At 56.3% G+C, this 17,920-nt stretch carries 18 protein-coding genes and 1 riboswitch; of the genes, 9 read left to right on the top strand and 9 right to left on the bottom strand.

Annotated elements, in window-relative coordinates; all coding sequences use genetic code 11:
- Positions 1-121: 121 nt before the first annotated feature.
- Positions 122-2,137 (top strand): excinuclease ABC subunit UvrB, encoded by a 2,016-nt coding sequence (gene uvrB / locus JBO43_RS17170; protein ID WP_095281315.1) that lies wholly within the window; start codon positions 122-124, stop codon positions 2,135-2,137.
- 102 nt (positions 2,138-2,239) lie between these two features.
- On the opposite strand, the gene yvcK is transcribed toward uvrB, so the two are convergent.
- Positions 2,240-3,148: a uridine diphosphate-N-acetylglucosamine-binding protein YvcK gene (gene yvcK, locus JBO43_RS17175; RefSeq protein WP_095281316.1), complete on the bottom strand. Its 909-nt coding sequence runs from the start codon at positions 3,146-3,148 to the stop codon at positions 2,240-2,242.
- A 227-nt stretch (positions 3,149-3,375) separates the two neighbouring features.
- Positions 3,376-3,509: riboswitch (molybdenum cofactor riboswitch) on the top strand.
- Here yvcK and moaA point away from each other — a divergent pair.
- The 6 genes from moaA (at position 3,497) to JBO43_RS17205 (ending at position 6,968) form a co-directional block, all read left to right on the top strand.
- The gene (gene moaA / locus JBO43_RS17180; RefSeq protein WP_103946945.1) at positions 3,497-4,486 is read left to right on the top strand and encodes a GTP 3',8-cyclase MoaA; all 990 of its coding nucleotides are present in this window, start codon (positions 3,497-3,499) and stop codon (positions 4,484-4,486) included. It overlaps the preceding riboswitch by 13 nt.
- A 22-nt stretch (positions 4,487-4,508) precedes the next feature.
- Positions 4,509-5,021: a molybdenum cofactor biosynthesis protein B gene (gene moaB, locus JBO43_RS17185; RefSeq protein ID WP_202674765.1), complete on the top strand. Its 513-nt coding sequence runs from the start codon at positions 4,509-4,511 to the stop codon at positions 5,019-5,021.
- 3 nt (positions 5,022-5,024) lie between these two features.
- On the top strand, positions 5,025-5,510 hold the full coding sequence (moaC, locus tag JBO43_RS17190) for a cyclic pyranopterin monophosphate synthase MoaC (protein WP_202674766.1): 486 nt from the start codon (positions 5,025-5,027) through the stop codon (positions 5,508-5,510).
- The gene (gene moaD, locus JBO43_RS17195) at positions 5,503-5,748 is read left to right on the top strand and encodes a molybdopterin synthase sulfur carrier subunit (protein ID WP_202674767.1); all 246 of its coding nucleotides are present in this window, start codon (positions 5,503-5,505) and stop codon (positions 5,746-5,748) included. The genes moaC and moaD overlap by 8 nt, the downstream gene beginning before the upstream one ends.
- A gap of 2 nt (positions 5,749-5,750) precedes the next feature.
- Positions 5,751-6,203 (top strand): molybdopterin synthase catalytic subunit MoaE, encoded by a 453-nt coding sequence (gene moaE, locus JBO43_RS17200; protein WP_202674768.1) that lies wholly within the window; start codon positions 5,751-5,753, stop codon positions 6,201-6,203.
- Between the two features lie 57 nt (positions 6,204-6,260).
- A complete protein-coding gene (locus JBO43_RS17205) occupies positions 6,261-6,968 on the top strand; it encodes a Bax inhibitor-1/YccA family protein (protein ID WP_202674769.1) in 708 nt (235 codons plus the stop codon).
- A gap of 78 nt (positions 6,969-7,046) precedes the next feature.
- Here the strand turns inward: JBO43_RS17205 and JBO43_RS17210 are convergent, their stop codons facing one another.
- The 3 genes from JBO43_RS17210 to JBO43_RS17220 are packed head-to-tail and all read right to left on the bottom strand — an operon-like array spanning position 7,047 to position 10,008.
- Positions 7,047-8,009 carry a lysylphosphatidylglycerol synthase domain-containing protein gene (locus JBO43_RS17210; protein WP_095281323.1) on the bottom strand — a complete coding sequence of 321 codons (963 nt, stop codon included), beginning with the start codon at positions 8,007-8,009 and terminating at the stop codon, positions 7,047-7,049.
- Positions 8,009-9,250: a cardiolipin synthase ClsB gene (clsB, locus tag JBO43_RS17215; RefSeq protein ID WP_202674770.1), complete on the bottom strand. Its 1,242-nt coding sequence runs from the start codon at positions 9,248-9,250 to the stop codon at positions 8,009-8,011. The genes JBO43_RS17210 and clsB overlap by 1 nt, the downstream gene beginning before the upstream one ends.
- On the bottom strand, positions 9,247-10,008 hold the full coding sequence (locus JBO43_RS17220) for an endonuclease/exonuclease/phosphatase family protein (protein ID WP_095281325.1): 762 nt from the start codon (positions 10,006-10,008) through the stop codon (positions 9,247-9,249). Before JBO43_RS17220 ends, clsB begins: the two co-directional genes overlap by 4 nt.
- 133 nt (positions 10,009-10,141) lie before the next feature.
- On the opposite strand from JBO43_RS17220, the gene JBO43_RS17225 reads away from it, so the two are divergent.
- Positions 10,142-10,552, top strand: coding sequence for a YbhQ family protein (locus JBO43_RS17225; protein WP_095281326.1), 411 nt, complete (start codon positions 10,142-10,144; stop codon positions 10,550-10,552).
- Here JBO43_RS17225 and JBO43_RS17230 read toward each other — a convergent pair.
- The 5 genes from JBO43_RS17230 to cecR are packed head-to-tail and all read right to left on the bottom strand — an operon-like array spanning position 10,514 to position 16,200.
- Positions 10,514-11,620, bottom strand: a complete 1,107-nt coding sequence (locus JBO43_RS17230; protein WP_095281327.1) for an ABC transporter permease — start codon at positions 11,618-11,620, stop codon at positions 10,514-10,516. The genes JBO43_RS17225 and JBO43_RS17230 overlap by 39 nt on opposite strands.
- 55 nt (positions 11,621-11,675) lie before the next feature.
- Positions 11,676-12,809, bottom strand: a complete 1,134-nt coding sequence (locus tag JBO43_RS17235; RefSeq protein ID WP_095281328.1) for an ABC transporter permease — start codon at positions 12,807-12,809, stop codon at positions 11,676-11,678.
- Positions 12,799-14,538, bottom strand: coding sequence for an ATP-binding cassette domain-containing protein (locus tag JBO43_RS17240; RefSeq protein ID WP_202674771.1), 1,740 nt, complete (start codon positions 14,536-14,538; stop codon positions 12,799-12,801). Before JBO43_RS17240 ends, JBO43_RS17235 begins: the two co-directional genes overlap by 11 nt.
- On the bottom strand, positions 14,531-15,526 hold the full coding sequence (gene hlyD / locus JBO43_RS17245; protein WP_202674772.1) for a secretion protein HlyD: 996 nt from the start codon (positions 15,524-15,526) through the stop codon (positions 14,531-14,533). The genes JBO43_RS17240 and hlyD overlap by 8 nt, the downstream gene beginning before the upstream one ends.
- Positions 15,523-16,200 carry a transcriptional regulator CecR gene (gene cecR / locus JBO43_RS17250; protein WP_095281331.1) on the bottom strand — a complete coding sequence of 226 codons (678 nt, stop codon included), beginning with the start codon at positions 16,198-16,200 and terminating at the stop codon, positions 15,523-15,525. The genes hlyD and cecR overlap by 4 nt, the downstream gene beginning before the upstream one ends.
- Before the next feature lie 232 nt (positions 16,201-16,432).
- Here cecR and rhlE point away from each other — a divergent pair, with 232 nt between their 5' ends.
- Entirely contained in the window at positions 16,433-17,827 is a 1,395-nt protein-coding gene (gene rhlE, locus JBO43_RS17255) for an ATP-dependent RNA helicase RhlE (protein WP_202674773.1), read from the top strand.
- Positions 17,828-17,920 lie beyond the last annotated feature (93 nt).

Raw genomic sequence — 17,920 nt, forward strand, 5'->3', positions numbered from 1 at the left:
ATGCTAATCCAGATATCCTTACACGCTACTGGTTTTACATCCAGTATTTATTACTGGCAAATTTGCCAGCCGCGAGTAAAATTACTCACCTGCCGTTTTTTCCGTCATCAGGTTGCCGCCCATGAGTAAATTGTTCAAATTGAATTCTGCCTTCCGTCCCTCTGGCGATCAGCCGGAGGCGATCCGCCGCCTGAAAGAGGGGCTGGAAGACGGGCTGGCGCACCAGACGCTGCTGGGCGTGACCGGTTCGGGTAAAACCTTTACCGTCGCCAACGTGATTGCGGATTTGCAGCGCCCGACGATGGTGCTGGCTCCCAACAAAACTCTGGCGGCGCAGCTGTATGGCGAGATGAAAGAATTTTTCCCGGAAAACGCCGTCGAGTATTTCGTCTCCTACTACGATTACTACCAGCCAGAAGCCTATGTGCCAAGCTCAGACACCTTCATTGAGAAGGATGCCTCGGTCAACGAACATATTGAGCAGATGCGTCTGTCGGCAACCAAGGCGCTGCTGGAGCGCCGGGACGTGATTGTGGTGGCATCGGTTTCCGCGATCTACGGTCTGGGCGACCCGGATCTCTACCTCAAAATGATGCTGCATCTGACCAACGGGATGATCATCGATCAGCGTGCAATCTTGCGTCGTCTGACCGAGCTGCAATATGCGCGTAACGATCAGGCCTTCCAGCGCGGTACTTTCCGGGTGCGCGGTGAAGTGATTGATATCTTCCCGGCTGAATCTGACGATCTGGCCCTGCGCGTGGAACTGTTCGATGAAGAGGTCGAGCGGCTGTCATTGTTTGATCCGCTGACCGGTCACATTGAGTCGGTGATTCAGCGCTTTACCATCTATCCAAAAACTCACTATGTGACGCCGCGCGAACGTATTATTCAGGCGATGGAAGAGATTAAAGTTGAGCTGGCAGACCGGCGTAAAGTTCTGCTGGAAAACAACAAACTGCTTGAAGAGCAGCGCCTGAGCCAGCGCACGCAGTTCGATCTGGAGATGATGAACGAGCTGGGCTATTGCTCGGGAATCGAAAACTACTCGCGCTATCTCTCCGGGCGGGGTCCTGGCGAAGCGCCGCCAACGTTATTTGATTATCTCCCGGCGGACGGCCTGCTGGTGGTGGATGAATCCCACGTCACCATTCCGCAAATCGGCGGCATGTACCGCGGTGACCGTGCGCGTAAAGAGACGCTGGTGGAGTATGGTTTCCGCCTGCCGTCGGCGCTCGATAACCGCCCGATGAAGTTTGAAGAGTTCGAGGCGCTGGCTCCGCAGACGATTTACGTGTCGGCGACACCGGGCAACTACGAGCTGGAAAAATCGGGCGACGAGGTGGTTGATCAGGTGGTGCGCCCAACCGGTCTGCTGGACCCCATTATCGAGGTACGCCCTGTTGGCACTCAGGTCGACGATTTACTGTCGGAAATCCGCGCCCGTGCATCCATCAACGAACGTGTTCTGGTTACCACGCTGACCAAACGCATGGCAGAAGATCTAACCGAATACCTGGAAGAGCACGGTGAGCGCGTGCGCTATCTGCACTCGGATATTGATACCGTTGAGCGTATGGAGATCATCCGCGATTTACGTCTCGGCGAGTTTGACGTGCTGGTGGGGATCAACCTGCTGCGAGAAGGCCTCGACATGCCGGAAGTGTCGTTGGTGGCGATTCTGGATGCCGACAAAGAGGGCTTCCTGCGTTCTGAGCGATCGTTAATTCAGACCATTGGTCGTGCGGCACGTAACATCAACGGTAAAGCGATTCTGTACGGTGACAAAATCACGGCATCGATGGCCAAAGCCATTAGCGAAACGGAGCGCCGTCGAGAGAAACAGCAGCAGTACAACGAAGAAAACGGCATTACGCCACAGGGTCTGAACAAGAAGGTGGTGGATATTCTGGCGCTCGGTCAGGGTCTGGCGAAAACCAAAGGACGCGGCAAAGCGCGTCATCCGGTTGAGGCCGATCCGGTTGAAGTGCTGCTGACGCCGAAAGCGCTGCAGCAGAAAATCCACGAGCTGGAAGGGCAGATGATGCAGCATGCGCAGAATCTGGAGTTTGAAGAGGCGGCGCAGATCCGCGATCAGCTGCATAAGCTGCGGGATTTGTTTATTGCGGCTTCGTGACAAAAGCAAAACGGCAACCCGAAGGTTGCCGTTTTTAGTGTTTTCTCCCTCTCCCTGTGGGAGAGGGCGGGGTGAGGGCACCAGACCGCACTGAAAAAATGCTTACCCCAGCGCCTGAATCGCTTTCTCCAGCGCCAGGCGCAACAGATGCCGGTCGTGGCGATATTTAATATCGCTCGCTTCTAACTCTTCCTGCACCACCACCCGGCCTTCCATCCCTGAAACATCCACCTTCGGTCCAACCACTACACCGTCGATAATTTTCTTACCGACGTACTGCTCCATCAGATTCAGTTTATCGGCAAGCGACAGGCTTGCTGCGGCGGGGCTGAGCTCTTTGCCCAGATTGCCGATATACACCATCGGCGCGGGCGTCCTGCGTAGCGCCTGCGCCAGCTCTTTCACCAGCAGCAGCGGCATCAGGCTGGTGTAAAAACTTCCAGGGCCGATGAGGATGAGATCCGCTTCGCTAATGGCTTCCACCGCTTCACGCGTGGCGGGAACGGAAGGGTAGGTCATTAGCTCCTGCGGCGGCAAAATCAGCTGATCAATATTCACTTCCCCGTAGACTTCATGGCCTTCCGTATCAATCGCCATCAAATCGACCGGTTGTTCCGACATAGGGATCAGGAATGCATCCACTTTCAGCAGATTGCGGATTAAATTGATCGCCTCAAGCGGGCGTACGCTCAGGTGATCTAAAGCCTTTAACATCAGATTTCCGAGGTTATGTCCGGAAAGTTCGCCATTACCGCCAAAACGATACTCAAACATGGCTGAAGCGACGCTTTGTTCGGTAATTAACTGGTTAAGACAGTTGCGCATGTCGCCCCAGGCGATACCGCCTTCTGAGCGACGAATACGACCTGTAGAGCCCCCGTTATCGGTGGTGGTGACGATACCGGTGAGCCTTGAACCCAGCGACGATAACGACGACATGACTCGGCCCAGCCCATGCCCTCCGCCGAGAGCGACTACACGGTCAAGATCCGCAAAAGTGCGATTGCGCATACACATTCCTTATCCTATTCGATCTGCGTAACAGTAACCGAACTACCCCTAAAAGACGATGCCCGACCCCCCGCAAAATGACGTATATCAATGCGAAACTTTGATTTTTACGTATTCTGTAGTGAAAGTGCACGATCTGGTCGTTATATATATAATTATATAGCGAAATCAGCGAATGGCGAAAGAGCCATTTCCGCGCTACTATCGGCATAACCCACGTTTTCGAATATGAAAACATACACTCTAGCCCTGGCGCCTGTGTCTGATGATATGGCGCCCTGGCCGTAGCGGAAACGCTACCAGGGTACAGAAAGAAATGACTGTGCCTCCCGTACTGGAAAGGTGTACATGGCTTCTCAACTCACTGATGCTTTCGCGCGTAAGTTTTTCTATTTACGTCTGTCGATCACCGATGTGTGCAATTTTCGTTGCACCTACTGCCTGCCGAACGGCTACAAACCGGGCAGCGTCACCAATAACGGATTCCTCTCCGTCGAAGAAGTGCGCCGCGTCACACGCGCCTTCTCTGAACTCGGCACGGAAAAAGTGCGTCTCACGGGCGGGGAACCCTCGTTGCGTCGTGATTTTCCCGACATCATCGCCGCCGTGCGCGAAAACGCCAGCATTCGTCAAATCGCCGTCACCACCAATGGCTATCGCTTATCCCGCGATGTCGCTCAGTGGCGCGATGCCGGGCTGACGGCTATCAATGTCAGCGTCGACAGTCTCGACGCGCGTCAGTTTCACGCCATCACCGGACAGGATAAATTTCGTCAGGTGATGGAGGGTATCGACGCCGCGTTTGAAGCCGGTTTCGACAAAGTCAAAGTCAACACCGTTCTGATGCGTGATGTGAACCATCACCAGCTCGATACTTTCCTCGCGTGGGTCAAACCCCGCCGCATTCAACTGCGTTTTATTGAGCTGATGGAGACGGGCGAGGGCAGTGACCTGTTCCGCCGTCACCATATCTCAGGCATGGTGCTACGCGATGAACTGCTAAAACGTGGTTGGATCCATCAGATTCGCCAACGCAGCGACGGTCCGGCGCAGGTATTTTGTCACCCCGATTACGAAGGGGAAATTGGGCTGATCATGCCCTATGAAAAAGACTTCTGTGCCACCTGCAACCGTCTGCGCGTGTCGTCTGTTGGCAAACTGCATCTGTGCCTGTTCGGCGACGGTGGCGTAGATCTTCGCGATTTGCTGGAAGACGATGCCCAACAGGATGCCCTTGAAGCGCGCATTTCTGCTGCTCTGACGCACAAAAAACAGACCCATTTCCTGCATCAGGGCGACACCGGGATTACACAAAACCTGTCCTACATCGGCGGGTAATCGGCTTAAAAGGAACCAGAAAATGAGTCAGGTCAGCGCTGAATTTATTCCGACGCGTATTGCTATTCTTACCGTTTCTGAGCGCCGTGGCGAAGAGGATGACACCTCCGGCCACTGGCTGCGCGACGCCGCGCACGAGGCGGGTCACAGCATTGTTGATAAAGCGATTGTCAAAGAGAATCGTTACGCCATTCGCGCCCAGGTATCCCAGTGGATTGCCAGCGACGAGGTGCAGGTGGTGTTAATCACCGGCGGCACCGGTTTTACCGCCGGCGATCAGGCGCCAGAGGCGCTGCTCCCGCTGTTTGACCGTGAAGTTGAAGGCTTTGGCGAAGTGTTCCGTATGCTCTCCTTTGAAGAGATTGGCACCTCTACTTTGCAGTCCCGCGCAGTGGCCGGGATCGCCAACAAAACGCTGATTTTTGCCATGCCTGGCTCCACCAAAGCCTGTCGTACCGCGTGGGAAAATATTATTGCTCCGCAGCTCGACGCCCGTACTCGTCCCTGTAATTTTCATCCTCAATTGAAGAAGTAAGCTATGTCGCAATTGACCCACATTAACGCCGCTGGCGAAGCGCATATGGTGGATGTTTCCGCCAAGGCCGAAACGGTGCGCGAAGCGCGTGCCGAAGCTTTCGTGACTATGTTGCCGGAAACGCTGGCGATGATTATCGACGGCAGTCATCACAAGGGCGACGTCTTCGCCACCGCCCGTATTGCCGGGATTCAGGCTGCAAAACGTACCTGGGATCTGATTCCTCTCTGCCATCCGCTGATGCTCAGCAAGGTCGAAGTGAACCTGCAGGCCGAGCCGGAGCACAGCCGCGTACGTATCGAAACGCTGTGCCGTCTGAGCGGTAAAACAGGTGTCGAAATGGAAGCCTTAACGGCGGCCTCCGTGGCGGCGCTGACCATTTACGATATGTGCAAAGCGGTACAGAAAGATATGGTGATTGGCCCGGTACGCCTGCTGGCAAAAAGCGGCGGCAAATCCGGCGATTTTAGGGTGGACAGCAATGATTAACGTGCTCTTTTTTGCTCAGGTACGCGAGCTGGTCAATACCGATAGCCTGACCCTCGATACGCCTTTTGAAAATGTAGAAGCCCTGCGCGCCCACCTGGCGGCGCAGAGCGATCGCTGGGCGCTGGCGCTGGAAGAGGGCAAACTGCTCGCCGCTGTTAACCAGACGCTGGTGGAGTTCAATCACCCGCTCAACGCCGGTGACGAAGTGGCGTTTTTCCCACCGGTCACAGGGGGTTAATCATGACTGACACGCGTATTGTTGTTGGGCCGGAGCGCTTTAACGTTGGCACGGAATACAGCTGGCTTGCCGAGCGCGATGAAGATGGCGCTGTGGTGACTTTTACCGGCAAAGTCCGCAATCATAATCTCGGCGACAGCGTAAAAGCGCTGACCCTGGAGCATTATCCGGGAATGACCGAAAAATCCCTGGCGGATATTGTAGTTGAAGCGCGTCAACGCTGGCCTCTCGGTCGCGTCACGGTGATCCACCGCATTGGCGAAATGTGGCCCGGCGAGGAAATTGTCTTCGTTGGCGTCACCAGTTCGCATCGCAGCAGTGCGTTCGAAGCCGGTGAATTTATTATGGATTATCTCAAAACCCGCGCACCGTTCTGGAAGCGAGAAGCCACGCCCGAAGGGGAGCGCTGGGTGGAATCACGAGACAGCGACAAACAGGCTGCCAGCCGCTGGTAACTGGTTGGCGTGGATGTGTTAATCTTAGAAGGTATGCCCACTTAATCAGGAGTTATCATGGACCGATTTCCACGTTCGGATTCAATCGTTCAGCAGACTCGTAGCGGCCTGCAAACCTATATGGCGCAGGTGTACGGCTGGATGACCTGCGGTCTGCTGCTCACTGCGTTTATCGCGTGGTACGCAGCGAATACCCCCGCCTTGATGATGTTTATCTTCTCCAGCAAAATCACCTACTTCGGGCTGATTATCGCCCAGCTGGCGCTGGTCTTCGTGCTCTCCGGTCTGGTGCAAAAGCTCAGCGCAGGAATGGCGACGACGCTGTTTATGCTCTATTCGGCGCTCACTGGGCTAACGCTTTCCAGCATTTTTATCGTCTACACCTATTCGTCCATCGCCAGCACTTTTGTGGTCGCGGGCGGGATGTTCGGTGCCATGAGCCTGTATGGCTACACCACCAAACGTGATTTGAGCGGCTTCGGCAATATGCTGTTTATGGCGCTGATCGGTATTGTGCTGGCATCGTTGGTGAATTTCTGGTTGAAAAGTGAAGCGCTGATGTGGGCGGTGACCTATATCGGGGTGATCGTGTTTGTTGGCCTGACGGCGTATGACACTCAGAAGCTGAAAAACATCGGCGAGCAGATTGACGTGCGTGACAGCTCGAACCTGCGCAAATATGCGATTCTTGGCGCACTGACGCTGTATCTGGACTTCATCAACTTGTTCCTGATGCTGCTGCGAATTTTCGGCAACCGCCGCTAACCTCGTTGCCCGGTGGCGCTAGCGCTTACCGGGCCTACAATCCGTAGGTCGGGAAGGCACAGCGCCACCCGACTTTCGTCACTTCGCCATTGCCTTCTCGTTTTTCGCCCGCAGCTTTTTCGCCCGACTCTCCAGAATCAAATACCCCACTGTCGCCAGTGCCAGCGGCAGGAAGTAATACAGCATGCGGTAGGCCAGCAGCGCGGCGATAATCTTACCGTGCGAAACATGCTCGCCTGCCAGCAGGGCGATAAACACCGCTTCCAGCACCCCAATTCCCGCTGGAATGTGGACAATCACCCCCGCGATACTGCTCACCAGTAGCACGCCGAGCACGAAGAAATAGTTCACCTCTTCGCCAATCAACAGCCAGATAATTGCGCCCATCACCATCCAGTTGGCGCTGGAAATTACCATCTGAAGCAGGGCGAATTTCCACGACGGTAGCACCAGCTTTTGCCCTTTGACGGTCATATGGCGGCGTTTCGCAAATGCGCAGGCCCAGAGATAGACCGCGATAATCAGCAGCAGCACGAAGCCTAGAATCCGCAGCGTCGCCTCGTCGATGTACCAGTGGGCAGGGAGCTGCACCACGCCGACGGTGAAAATCACCCCGCCGAGCAGAATATACCCCAGCCAGTTGGTGGTAATACTCAGCGAGAAAATGCGCGTGATAGTGCTGCCCGGCAGCCCAAGGCGCGAATAGAGGCGATAGCGCATCCCGATACCGCCCACCCAGGTGCTGAGCGTCAGATTAAACGCATAGCAAATAAACGACACCAACATCACCTGGCGCTTCGCCAGTTTATGCCCACAGTAGGCGCGACCCAACAGGTCGTAGCAGCCGTAGATCAGGTAGCTGACGACCACTAAACCCAGCGCGCTAAGCAGCACCAGCCGGTTGTAGTTGCGGATAACTTTCCACACCTCTTCCCAGTCAATTTTTTGCGCATAAACCACCAGCAGCACGGCGACGGCAATGAAAAACAGCCATGTGAGGATGCGTTTCGCCAGTCGCCAGCGGGGATGTGATTTGCTCATTACGGTTTCACCCCTGAGTTTTCCGCTTCAACGCGGTCCTGGGTTTCCATTTCCGGCTGAACCGGAGCGGGCACCTGGGCAAGCTTCGGTGTATGGGCTGGTAGCCAGCCGACCAACGCCGGGAAGTGGCGCAGGAAGTGGAACACCACCACGCTTTTGCTCAGGTTCCACCAGGTGCGTTTCGGTACCATCGAATCATCCACCCGCACGCAGTCGCGGGCGATAATGCCGGTAAGGTTGTCGCGCAGGGTCTGGTTGAAGGTGCGATCGTGAATAATCAGATTGGCTTCCAGATTCAACGACAGGCTTAAGGGATCGAGATTACTGGAGCCGACGGTCGCCCAGTGATCGTCCATCAGCGCCACTTTGCCGTGCAGCGGGCGGCGGCGATATTCGTAAATCTGTACTCCACCTTTGACCAGATAGTCGTACAGCAGCCGCGCGCCGACGGTGACGATCGGCATATCCGGCTCGCCCTGCACAATCAGTTTGACGCGAACCCCACGCCGCGCGGCATTGCGCATGGCGTGCAGCAGTCGGTAACCAGGGAAAAAATAGGCGTTGGCGATGATCACCTCGCGCTTCGCATTGGCGAGCATTTTCAGATAGTGGCGTTCAATATCATCCCGATGTTCATCGTTGTCGCGCCAGATAAACAGCGCCTGAGCCTCGCCCGGCTGGCGGTTCTCTTCCGGGCGATGACGGCGTTTCCACCAGCGGCGCACCGCCGACTGTCCCGGCAGGTTTTCCAGTTCGAACAGCAGTATGTCCTGCACCACCGGGCCTTCGACTTTCACTGCGTAATCCTGCTTGGCCTCCGGGCCATAGTCAGACATATGTTCATCGGAGTAGTTGATCCCGCCGACGAAGGCGACAGTGCCATCCACCACCACAATTTTGCGGTGCATTCGGCGAAAGACGTTGGTGCGCATTCCGAGTAACGGCGGGCGCGGATCGTAATAGCGGAACACCACGCCGGCGGCGGTCAGCTCGTTGACGAATGCGTCGCTAAGATCGGGCGAGCCGTAGCCGTCGAGCAATACTTCCACTTTGACCCCGCGCTGAGCCGCGCGCAGCACCGCCTCGTGCAGCTGGCGGCCCACGCCGTCTTCGAACCAGATAAAGGTTTCCAGAATGATTTTTTGCTCTGCCGCATCAAGCGCAGCAAACACCGCCGGATAATATTCGTCGCCGTTTTCCAGCAGGGTTATCTGATTACCTTCTCGCCACGAACATTTCATAAGTGGATCTCCGCACTTAACGGGGCATGGTCAGAAAGATGCCTCCAGCCGCGCAGCGCCAGCGCGCTCGGCTGGCTGGCGTGGGCGTTCTTGACGTAAATTCGGTCCAGGCGCAGCAGAGGAAAGCTCACCGGGAAGGTGCGTGCCGGGCGACCATGCGCACGGGTGAAGATTTCATCCAGACCGGCGCGTGTTTTTAGCGGTCTGTTGGCGCGTTGTCTCCAGTCGTTAAAATCGCCTGCTATTACCACCGGTTCGTTTTCCGGCAGTGAATTTACCCAGCGCGTCATCATCGCTAATTGCGCCTGGCGGTGTGCTTCCCGTAAGCCCAAATGCACACAGCCTACATGAACCGGAAAGGCCAGATCGGGCGGGGTTATCCGGCAGTAAAGCAGCCCGCGTTTTTCGCTTTCGCCCACTGATACGTCGTGATTTTCATAATGTTCGATGGGAAAACGCGACAAAACGGCATTGCCGTGATGACCTTCTGGATAGACCGCGTTGCGCCCGTAGGCATAATCGCTCCACATGGTATCGGCCAGAAATTCATAGTGCGAGGTATCCGGCCAGTTCTCTACGTGCAGCGGGTGAATATCGTGCGCGCCCATCACTTCTTGCAGGCACACAATGTCCGCGCCGACGGTGCGTACCGCGTCGCGCAGCTCGGGTAATATGAAGCGGCGGTTAAATGCCGTGAAGCCTTTGTGTGTGTTAATCGTCAAAATTTTTAGCGAAAAATGCCGCGATTGTGGGGTCATATGCTCCTGCCAGCGTCACTATCCTGATGAAAATAAAGTGTAGTCGGCGTCACAAAAAGATGCGGTGTTACGGAATTTTCCGTAAAGTGCGGTACTCTGAACTAGCAGAGAAATATCCTTCAGGAGAGAAGCCATGAAGTGGCAACAACGCGTTCGTGTCGCAACTGGCCTCAGTTGCTGGCAGATAATGTTGCATTTACTGGTCGTGGCGGTACTGGTCATGGGCTGGAAAAGCGGCACGCTGGTGCACGTCGGCCTGGGATTATGCGCAATGTATGGCGTGACCGTGCTGTCGATGCTGTTTTTACAGCGTCACCATGAGGCGCGCTGGCGTGAAGTGGGTGATGTGCTCGAAGAGCTCACCACCACCTGGTATTTTGGTGCAGCGTTGATCGTTCTGTGGCTGTTGTCACGCGTGCTGCAAAACAACCTGCTGCTGGCCCTGGCGGGCCTGGTGATTCTGGCAGGCCCTGCGGTCGTCTCGTTACTGACCAAAGAGAAGAAATTAGGCGATATTGCGTCTAAACATCGCGTACGCCACTGAGCCCGTCGTGGCCGCTATGACCAGTAGCGGCCACAAACTTCCCCACACAATATCCAGACTCGCATCCTTCAGATAGATTTGCTTGGTGATATCGGTAAAGTGCCGAATCGGATTCACCCATGTTAAATCCTGAAGCCACACCGGCATGTTTTCCACGGGCGACACATACCCGGAGAGCAAAATCGCCGGCATCATAAAGACAAACACGCCGATAAACGCCTGTTGCTGCGTCGAGCACAGTGCGGAAATCAACAGCCCGAATCCCACCAGCGACAGCCCGTAAATCAGCATTGTGAAGTAAAACAGTCCCAGCGATCCGGCAAATGGAATTTGATACGCCCAGATGCCAATCCCCAGCACGATGCTGGCCTGGAAGGTGGCGACGATCAGCGCAGGCACCGCTTTGCCGACGAAAATCTGCCAGGTGGCGAGCGGCGAAACCAGCAGCTGATCCAGCGTCCCTTGCTCGCGTTCTCGGGCGACGGAGAGCGACGTCACGATCATCACACCGATGGTGGTGATCATGGCGATCAGCGACGGCACCACGAACCATTTGTAATCCAGGTTTGGGTTGTACCAGTTACGCACCACCAGCTCGCTGTTGTTTGGTTTGGGTTTCCCTTCCATCAGCTCCTGCTGGTAATTTTTTACCACCTGTTGCAGATAGTTGGCGGCAATTTGCGCACTGTTGGAGTTGCGTCCGTCGAGAATCAACTGCATCGGGGCGGTCTGGAAGGTATCCAGATTACGCGAGAAATCTGCCGGGAAACGCACCAGCAGCAGCGCCTTTTGCTGGTCGATAGTCGGCTGGATCTCCTGTGGACTTTTCAGTAACAGCACGTGGGTAAAGGCTTTGGCGCGGGCAAAACGCTGGGTCAGCTCCACGGAATGTTTGCCGTTGTCTTCGTTGTAGACGGCGATGGTGGCGTTGGTCACTTCCAGCGTGGCGGCGAACGGAAACAGCAGCACCTGAATCAGCACTGGTAGAATCAGGATTGCGCGGGTTTGCGGCTCACGCAGCAGGGATTGCAGCTCTTTGCGAATTAATGTCCATAAACGGTGAAACATGGTGTCGCCCTCGCGTCGGGTGGCGCTTCGCTTACCCGACCTACAAAAAACGGTATTAATCTAAACGCCGCTTTGTTTTCATCCACGTCAGGCCGATAAACATCACCGCCGACGCCATCAAAAACAGAATATTAATCATCAACACCGACGGAATATTCCCCGCCAGGAACAGGCTTTGCAGCGTGTTCACAAAGTAGCGCGCCGGGATGATATAAGTCACCGCGCGGATAATGGCGGGCATGCTGTCGATCTGGAAAATAAACCCAGACAGCATAATCGACGGCAGAAACGCAGCGTTGAGCGCCACCTGCGCGGCGTTAAACTGGTTGCGGGTGATGGTCGAAATCAGCAGGCCCATGCCCAGCGTGCTGAGTAAAAACAGGCTGGTTATCAGGAACAGCAAAATCAGCGAACCACGATACGGCACGCCAAGAATAAACACCGACACCAGCATACAGAGCAGCATCGCCAGCATCCCGAGGAAGTAGTAAGGGATCAGCTTGCACAACAGCAATTCGACGCGCGTCACTTCCGTTGAGAGCAGCGCTTCCATCGTGCCGCGTTCCCACTCGCGGGCAATCACCAGCGAAGTCAGGATCGCGCCGATCACGGTCATGATAATGGTTATCGCGCCGGGAATGATAAAGTGCTGACTGATGGCGGCGGGGTTAAACCAGTAGCGGGTTTGCACGTCTATCAGCGGCTCAAACTCTTCTCCACGATCTTCCGCGCGCTGCATCTGCCACAGCTGCCAGATCCCTTCGACGTATCCCTGCACAAAGTTAGCGGTGTTCGGTTCACTGCCGTCAGTGATCACCTGAATCGGCGCATCGGTACTGGCGCGCGCCATATTGGCGGCAAAATCGACGGGGATAACCACCAGCCCGCGAATTTTCCCGGCCTGCATCTTTTGAATCAGCTCCTGGCGGTTATCGCTGATGGTCGCGTCGATATAGGGCGAGCCGGTCATCGCGTGGGTGAAATCCAGCGCTTCCTCGCTCTGCTGTTCCAGTAAAATCCCCACCCGCAGCTTGCTGGAGTCGAGGTTAATGCCGTAGCCGAAGATAAACAGCAGCAACAGCGGGATCACCACCGCAATCAGCCAGCTGCTCGGATCGCGCACGATCTGCCGTGTCTCTTTGATGCACAGGGCGCGCACCCGACGCCAGGAAATCGCTTTAATGCTCATGGGCGTGCTCCTTATCCCAGTCGTTAATCAGAGTGATAAACGCCTGCTCCATAGTGGGATCTGGCTGCTGCTCGTCGGCGGCCTGGGCTTTTAAATCGTCCGGTGTGCCGTGAGCAATGAGCTTGCCGCGATAGACCAGCCCGATGCGATCGCAATATTCCGCCTCATCCATAAAGTGGGTGGTGACCATCACGGTGACGCCTTTTTCAACCATGCTATTGATGTGCAGCCAAAACTCGCGGCGGGTGAGGGGATCAACACCTGAGGTCGGTTCATCGAGAAACAGAATATCCGGCTCGTGCATCAGCGAGCAGGCCAGGGCCAGACGCTGTTTAAAACCGAGCGGCAGTTCGTCGGTGGCGTGTGAGGCGATATGGGTCAGACCAAAAGCGTCGCTCATGCGCGAAATCTTTTCGCTTTGTGCCCGTCCGCGCAGGCCGTAAACGCCGGAGAAAAAGCGCAGGTTCTGCTCGACGGTCAGGTTGCTGTAGAGGGAAAACTTCTGCGCCATGTAGCCCAGATGCTGGCGCGCTTTGCCGGAGCTGACTTTCAGATCCATATCCAGCACCAGCGCTTTGCCAGATGTCGGCACCAGCAGGCCGCACATCATTTTGAATGTGGTGGATTTCCCGGCGCCGTTCGGTCCGAGCAGACCGAAAATCTCCCCGCGCTTGACGGCAAAATTGACGTTATCTGTCGCCGCGAAATCCCCGAACTTCTTGGTTAAGGATTTGGCTTCAATCACCGTTTCGCCAGGCGTGCCTTCTACTGTGTGCAAAATCGCGCCCAGCGGCGATTCGGAAGTACTCGCGCCGCCGAGAAGATCGATGAAGGCATCTTCGAAGCGCGGCGCGGTCTCTTCAATCTCAATTTGCGGCATTCCCTGTGCATGACGGATATCGTCGGCGGTGGCCTCTTTTTTGAGGATCACGCGCACCGAACGCCCCTGAATCATTCCGTCGCTGACCTGCGGAAGCCTAAGAACGCGCTGCAATAGCTTGCGGTTAGTCTCATCAGGGCTGTGCAGCAGGAAACAGCGCCCGGCCATTTGCTGCGTTAGCGCCGTCGGTTCACCCTGATACAGCAGCTCGCCTTCGTTCATCAGCAGCACGTCGCGGCACTGTTCGGCCTCGTCGAGATAAGAGGTGCTCCAGAGGATCAGCATCCCGTCTCCGGCCAGTTCGTGGACCATCTGCCACAGCTCACGGCGCGAGATCGGGTCGACGCCGACGCCGGGCTCATCCAGCAGCAGCACTTTCGGCTCGCCGACCAGCGTGCAGGCCAGCCCCAGCTTTTGCTTCATGCCGCCGGAGAGCTTTCCCGCCAGCCGGTCAGTGAACGGCCCGAGCGAGGTAAACTCCAGCAGCCGGGCAAAGGTTTTCTCCCGGGTTTCGCCGGTCACGCTCCGCAGATCGGCGTACAGCGTCAGGTTTTCCATCACCGTCAGATCTTCGTACAGGCCGAATTTCTGCGGCATATAACCGAGCATCGCGTGCAGCTCGCTGTCGTTTTTGATCGGGTCGAGTCCCAGCACGCTGGCCGTGCCTTCATCGGGTTTCAGCAGCCCGGCAAGCATGCGCATCAGCGTGGTTTTACCCGCGCCGTCCGGGCCAACCAACCCGGTCACATAGCCTTTTTGCAGGGTGCAGTTCAGCGGTGCGACGGCGGGTTTATCCATGCCCGCAAAGCGTTTCACCAGATTATTGAGCTGGATAACCGCATCATTCATGTCGGTCCCCATCGTTGAATTTCACGGTGATCGGCATGCCCTGACGGAGAGCATCGTCGGCATCAGTGACGATAATGCGCAGGCGATAGACGAGGTCGGTGCGCAGATCCGGCGTTTCAACGGTTTTTGGTGTGAATTCGGCGGTCGGGGAGACAAACCCGACTTTCCCGTGGTACGGCTTATCAGGCCGCCCGTCGGTGTAGAGCAGCAGTTCGCGCCCCGGCTGGGCCTGATTCAGATTCGGTTCATCAATGTATGCGCGCACCCACACCGGGCGGGTGAGGGAGAGCGTCAGCACGGTGCTGCCTGCGCTCAACATGCTGCCAGGCTCGACGGCGCGGGTCATCAGCGTGCCGTTAGACGGCGCGACCAGCGTGGTGTCGTGCAGATCCAGCTCGGCTTGCGCCAGCTGCGCCTGAGCCTGTTCGAGACTGGCTTTAGCCTGGGCGATATCCTGCGGACGGTTCCCGGTGCGGTACTGGCTTAATTTATCCTGGGCTGATTTCAGCGTTGCCTGGGCCTGATCGCGCGAGGAGCGGGCGTTTTCCAGATCGTTGGCGGAAATGGTGCGGCTTTTCCACAGCCCCTGCTGGCGGTTGTAGAAGTTCTGCGCGTAATCGTAGGCAGCCTGCGCCTGTTTCACCGCGGCGGCGGCCTGCGCCACTTCCTCATCGCGATAGCCCGCCAGCATCAGGTCATACTGCGCCTGAGCAACTGATACGGCGGCCTTGGCCTGCATCAGCGCATTTTTATACGGGGCTTGATCCAGCTGGCCTAATGTCTGACCGGCGTTGATCGTATCGCCTTCGTCCACGGTAAGGGACTCCAGCCGCCCGCCGACGCGGAAGCTCATATTCAGCGTGCGAATATCTACGTTGCCGTAGAGCGTCAGACCGCGATCCTGCTGGCTCTGATACCACAGCCAGCCGCCGATTCCGGCTGCCAGCACAACAACCACCGCCAGTATGGCGACGACAGGTTTTTTCATGACTCCAGGCTCCTTTGCGTTAAACCTTGCAGGATCAGGTCGAGATGACAGGTGATGACCTGGCTTATCTGCGCGGATTTATCCTCATCAAATTGTGTCCAGCCCGTGCGCAGCAGAATGGTTTCCCGGCCCAGTCGAAAAGCGAGGACTTCGCCGAGCAGCGCATGGGTATGCAAAATGGTCTGTGTGTCGTTCGCATCGCGCCCGGTGTAAGCCGCAATCAGCTGCGTCAGATGGGTATGCATCGGGGCAATCACCTGATCGTGAACTCGCTGGTAGGCGGCGGTGGGCGAGAGTTGCTCGCGTGAGATAAACTTACTCAGGTTCAGCGTATCGTCGTGGGTGAGCAGGGCGATCATGTTGTTGCAGGCGTTCAGGATCAAGGCGCGGATGGCGGCGCGATCCGGTGACGGCTCGTTTAGCAGCGCGGTGGCGGCGGCAACCTGATCGCGAAAGCGGCTGCCAATGAAATCGGCGATCCACTGGGCACAGGCGAGGTACAAATCTTCCTTCGAGCCAAAATAGTAGGTGATAGCGGCGATGTTTTGCCCGGCCTGCGCGGCGATATCGCGGGTGGTGGCGTGCAGACCGTACTCGCCGAACTGGGCCAGCGCGGCGGCAATCAGCTGGCTTTTCGCCTGTTCACCTTTAGTGGTCGTCGGAGTTGGATTCATAGCGTCATTAAAAATTAATCAATCGATTGATTAAGATTATGTTTAAATTTTCACCTTGTCCAGTCGGGTGGAGCAATATTTCGCTGATGAATCGCAGAGGGATATTTTATGCGCCATGTCACAAAACCTGCTACACTCCGCTGCTTCGCGACATTGTGGTTTTTGTCCTACTCGTTTCGTCTTATCTCCCTGAAAACTACACCTGTGACGGTCGGGGCGGTTCGGAGTTTTTATGTCTTTTGATACCCTTGGCCTGAACCCTGAAATTCTGCGCGCTGTTGCAGAGCAGGGCTACGTTGAGCCAACCCCAATCCAGCAGCAGGCGATCCCTGCGGTGCTGGAAGGCCGTGACCTGATGGCCAGTGCCCAGACCGGCACCGGTAAAACCGCAGGCTTCACCCTGCCGCTGCTGCAGCGTCTGGTTCAGAAAGAACCGCACGCCAAAGGCCGTCGCCCGGTACGTGCGCTGATCCTGACCCCAACCCGTGAACTCGCTGCGCAAATCGGCGAGAACGTGCGTGAATACAGCCGTTACCTCGACATCCGCTCGCTGGTGGTCTTCGGCGGCGTGAGCATTAACCCACAGATGATGAAACTGCGCAGCGGCGTTGACGTTTTAGTCGCCACGCCGGGCCGTCTGCTGGATCTGGAACATCAGAACGCAGTCAAACTGGATCAGGTTGAAATCCTGGTGCTGGATGAAGCAGACCGTATGCTGGATATGGGCTTTATCCATGATATTCGTCGCGTGCTGGCTAAACTGCCTGCGCGTCGTCAGAACCTGCTGTTCTCCGCGACCTTCTCTGATGAGATTAAAGGTCTGGCGGAAAAACTGCTGCGTAACCCGCTGGAAATCGAAGTGGCGCGTCGCAACACCGCCTCTGAGCAAATCACCCAGCACGTTCACTTCGTTGATAAGAAGCGTAAGCGGGAACTGCTCTCCCAGATGATTGGCGAAGGCAACTGGCAGCAAGTGCTGGTCTTTACCCGTACCAAACACGGCGCTAACCACCTGGCAGAACAGCTGAACAAAGATGGCATTCGCAGTGCGGCCATCCACGGCAACAAGAGTCAGGGTGCGCGTACTCGTGCACTGGCTGATTTCAAATCGGGCGACATTCGCGTACTGGTGGCGACCGATATCGCCGCGCGCGGTCTCGACATTGAAGAGCTTCCACACGTCGTGAACTATGAGCTGCCAAACGTACCGGAAGATTACGTTCACCGTATTGGCCGTACTGGCCGTGCGGCGGCAACCGGTGAAGCGCTCTCTCTGGTTTGCGTCGATGAACACAAACTGCTGCACGACATTGAACGTCTGCTGAAAAAAGAGATCCCACGCATCGCCCTCGAAGGCTATGAAGTGGATGCCTCCATCAAAGCGGAGCCGATTCAGAACGGTCGCCAGCAGCGCGGTGGTGGCGGTGGTCGTGGACAGGGTGCTGGCGGTCGTAGCCAACAGCCACGTCGTTCAGAAGGTGGCGCACCAAAAGCCGCAGGCAAACCGCCGCGTCGCACCGGTGATGCAAAACCTGCTGGGGAAAACCCGTGGCGCAGCGGGGAAGCTAAACCCGCAGGTGAAGGCCAACGCCGACGCCGCCCGCGTAAACCTGCTTCAGCGCAGTAATCTGGAAGCCCGGCCGTAAAGCCGGGCTTTTCTTTTTGCGACAACCCCTCGAACGTGCCACAATAGTGGCTGTTTATACAGTATTTCAGGTTC

Source organism: Lelliottia jeotgali, assembly GCF_016771845.1.
Lineage (GTDB): Bacteria > Pseudomonadota > Gammaproteobacteria > Enterobacterales > Enterobacteriaceae > Enterobacter > Enterobacter jeotgali.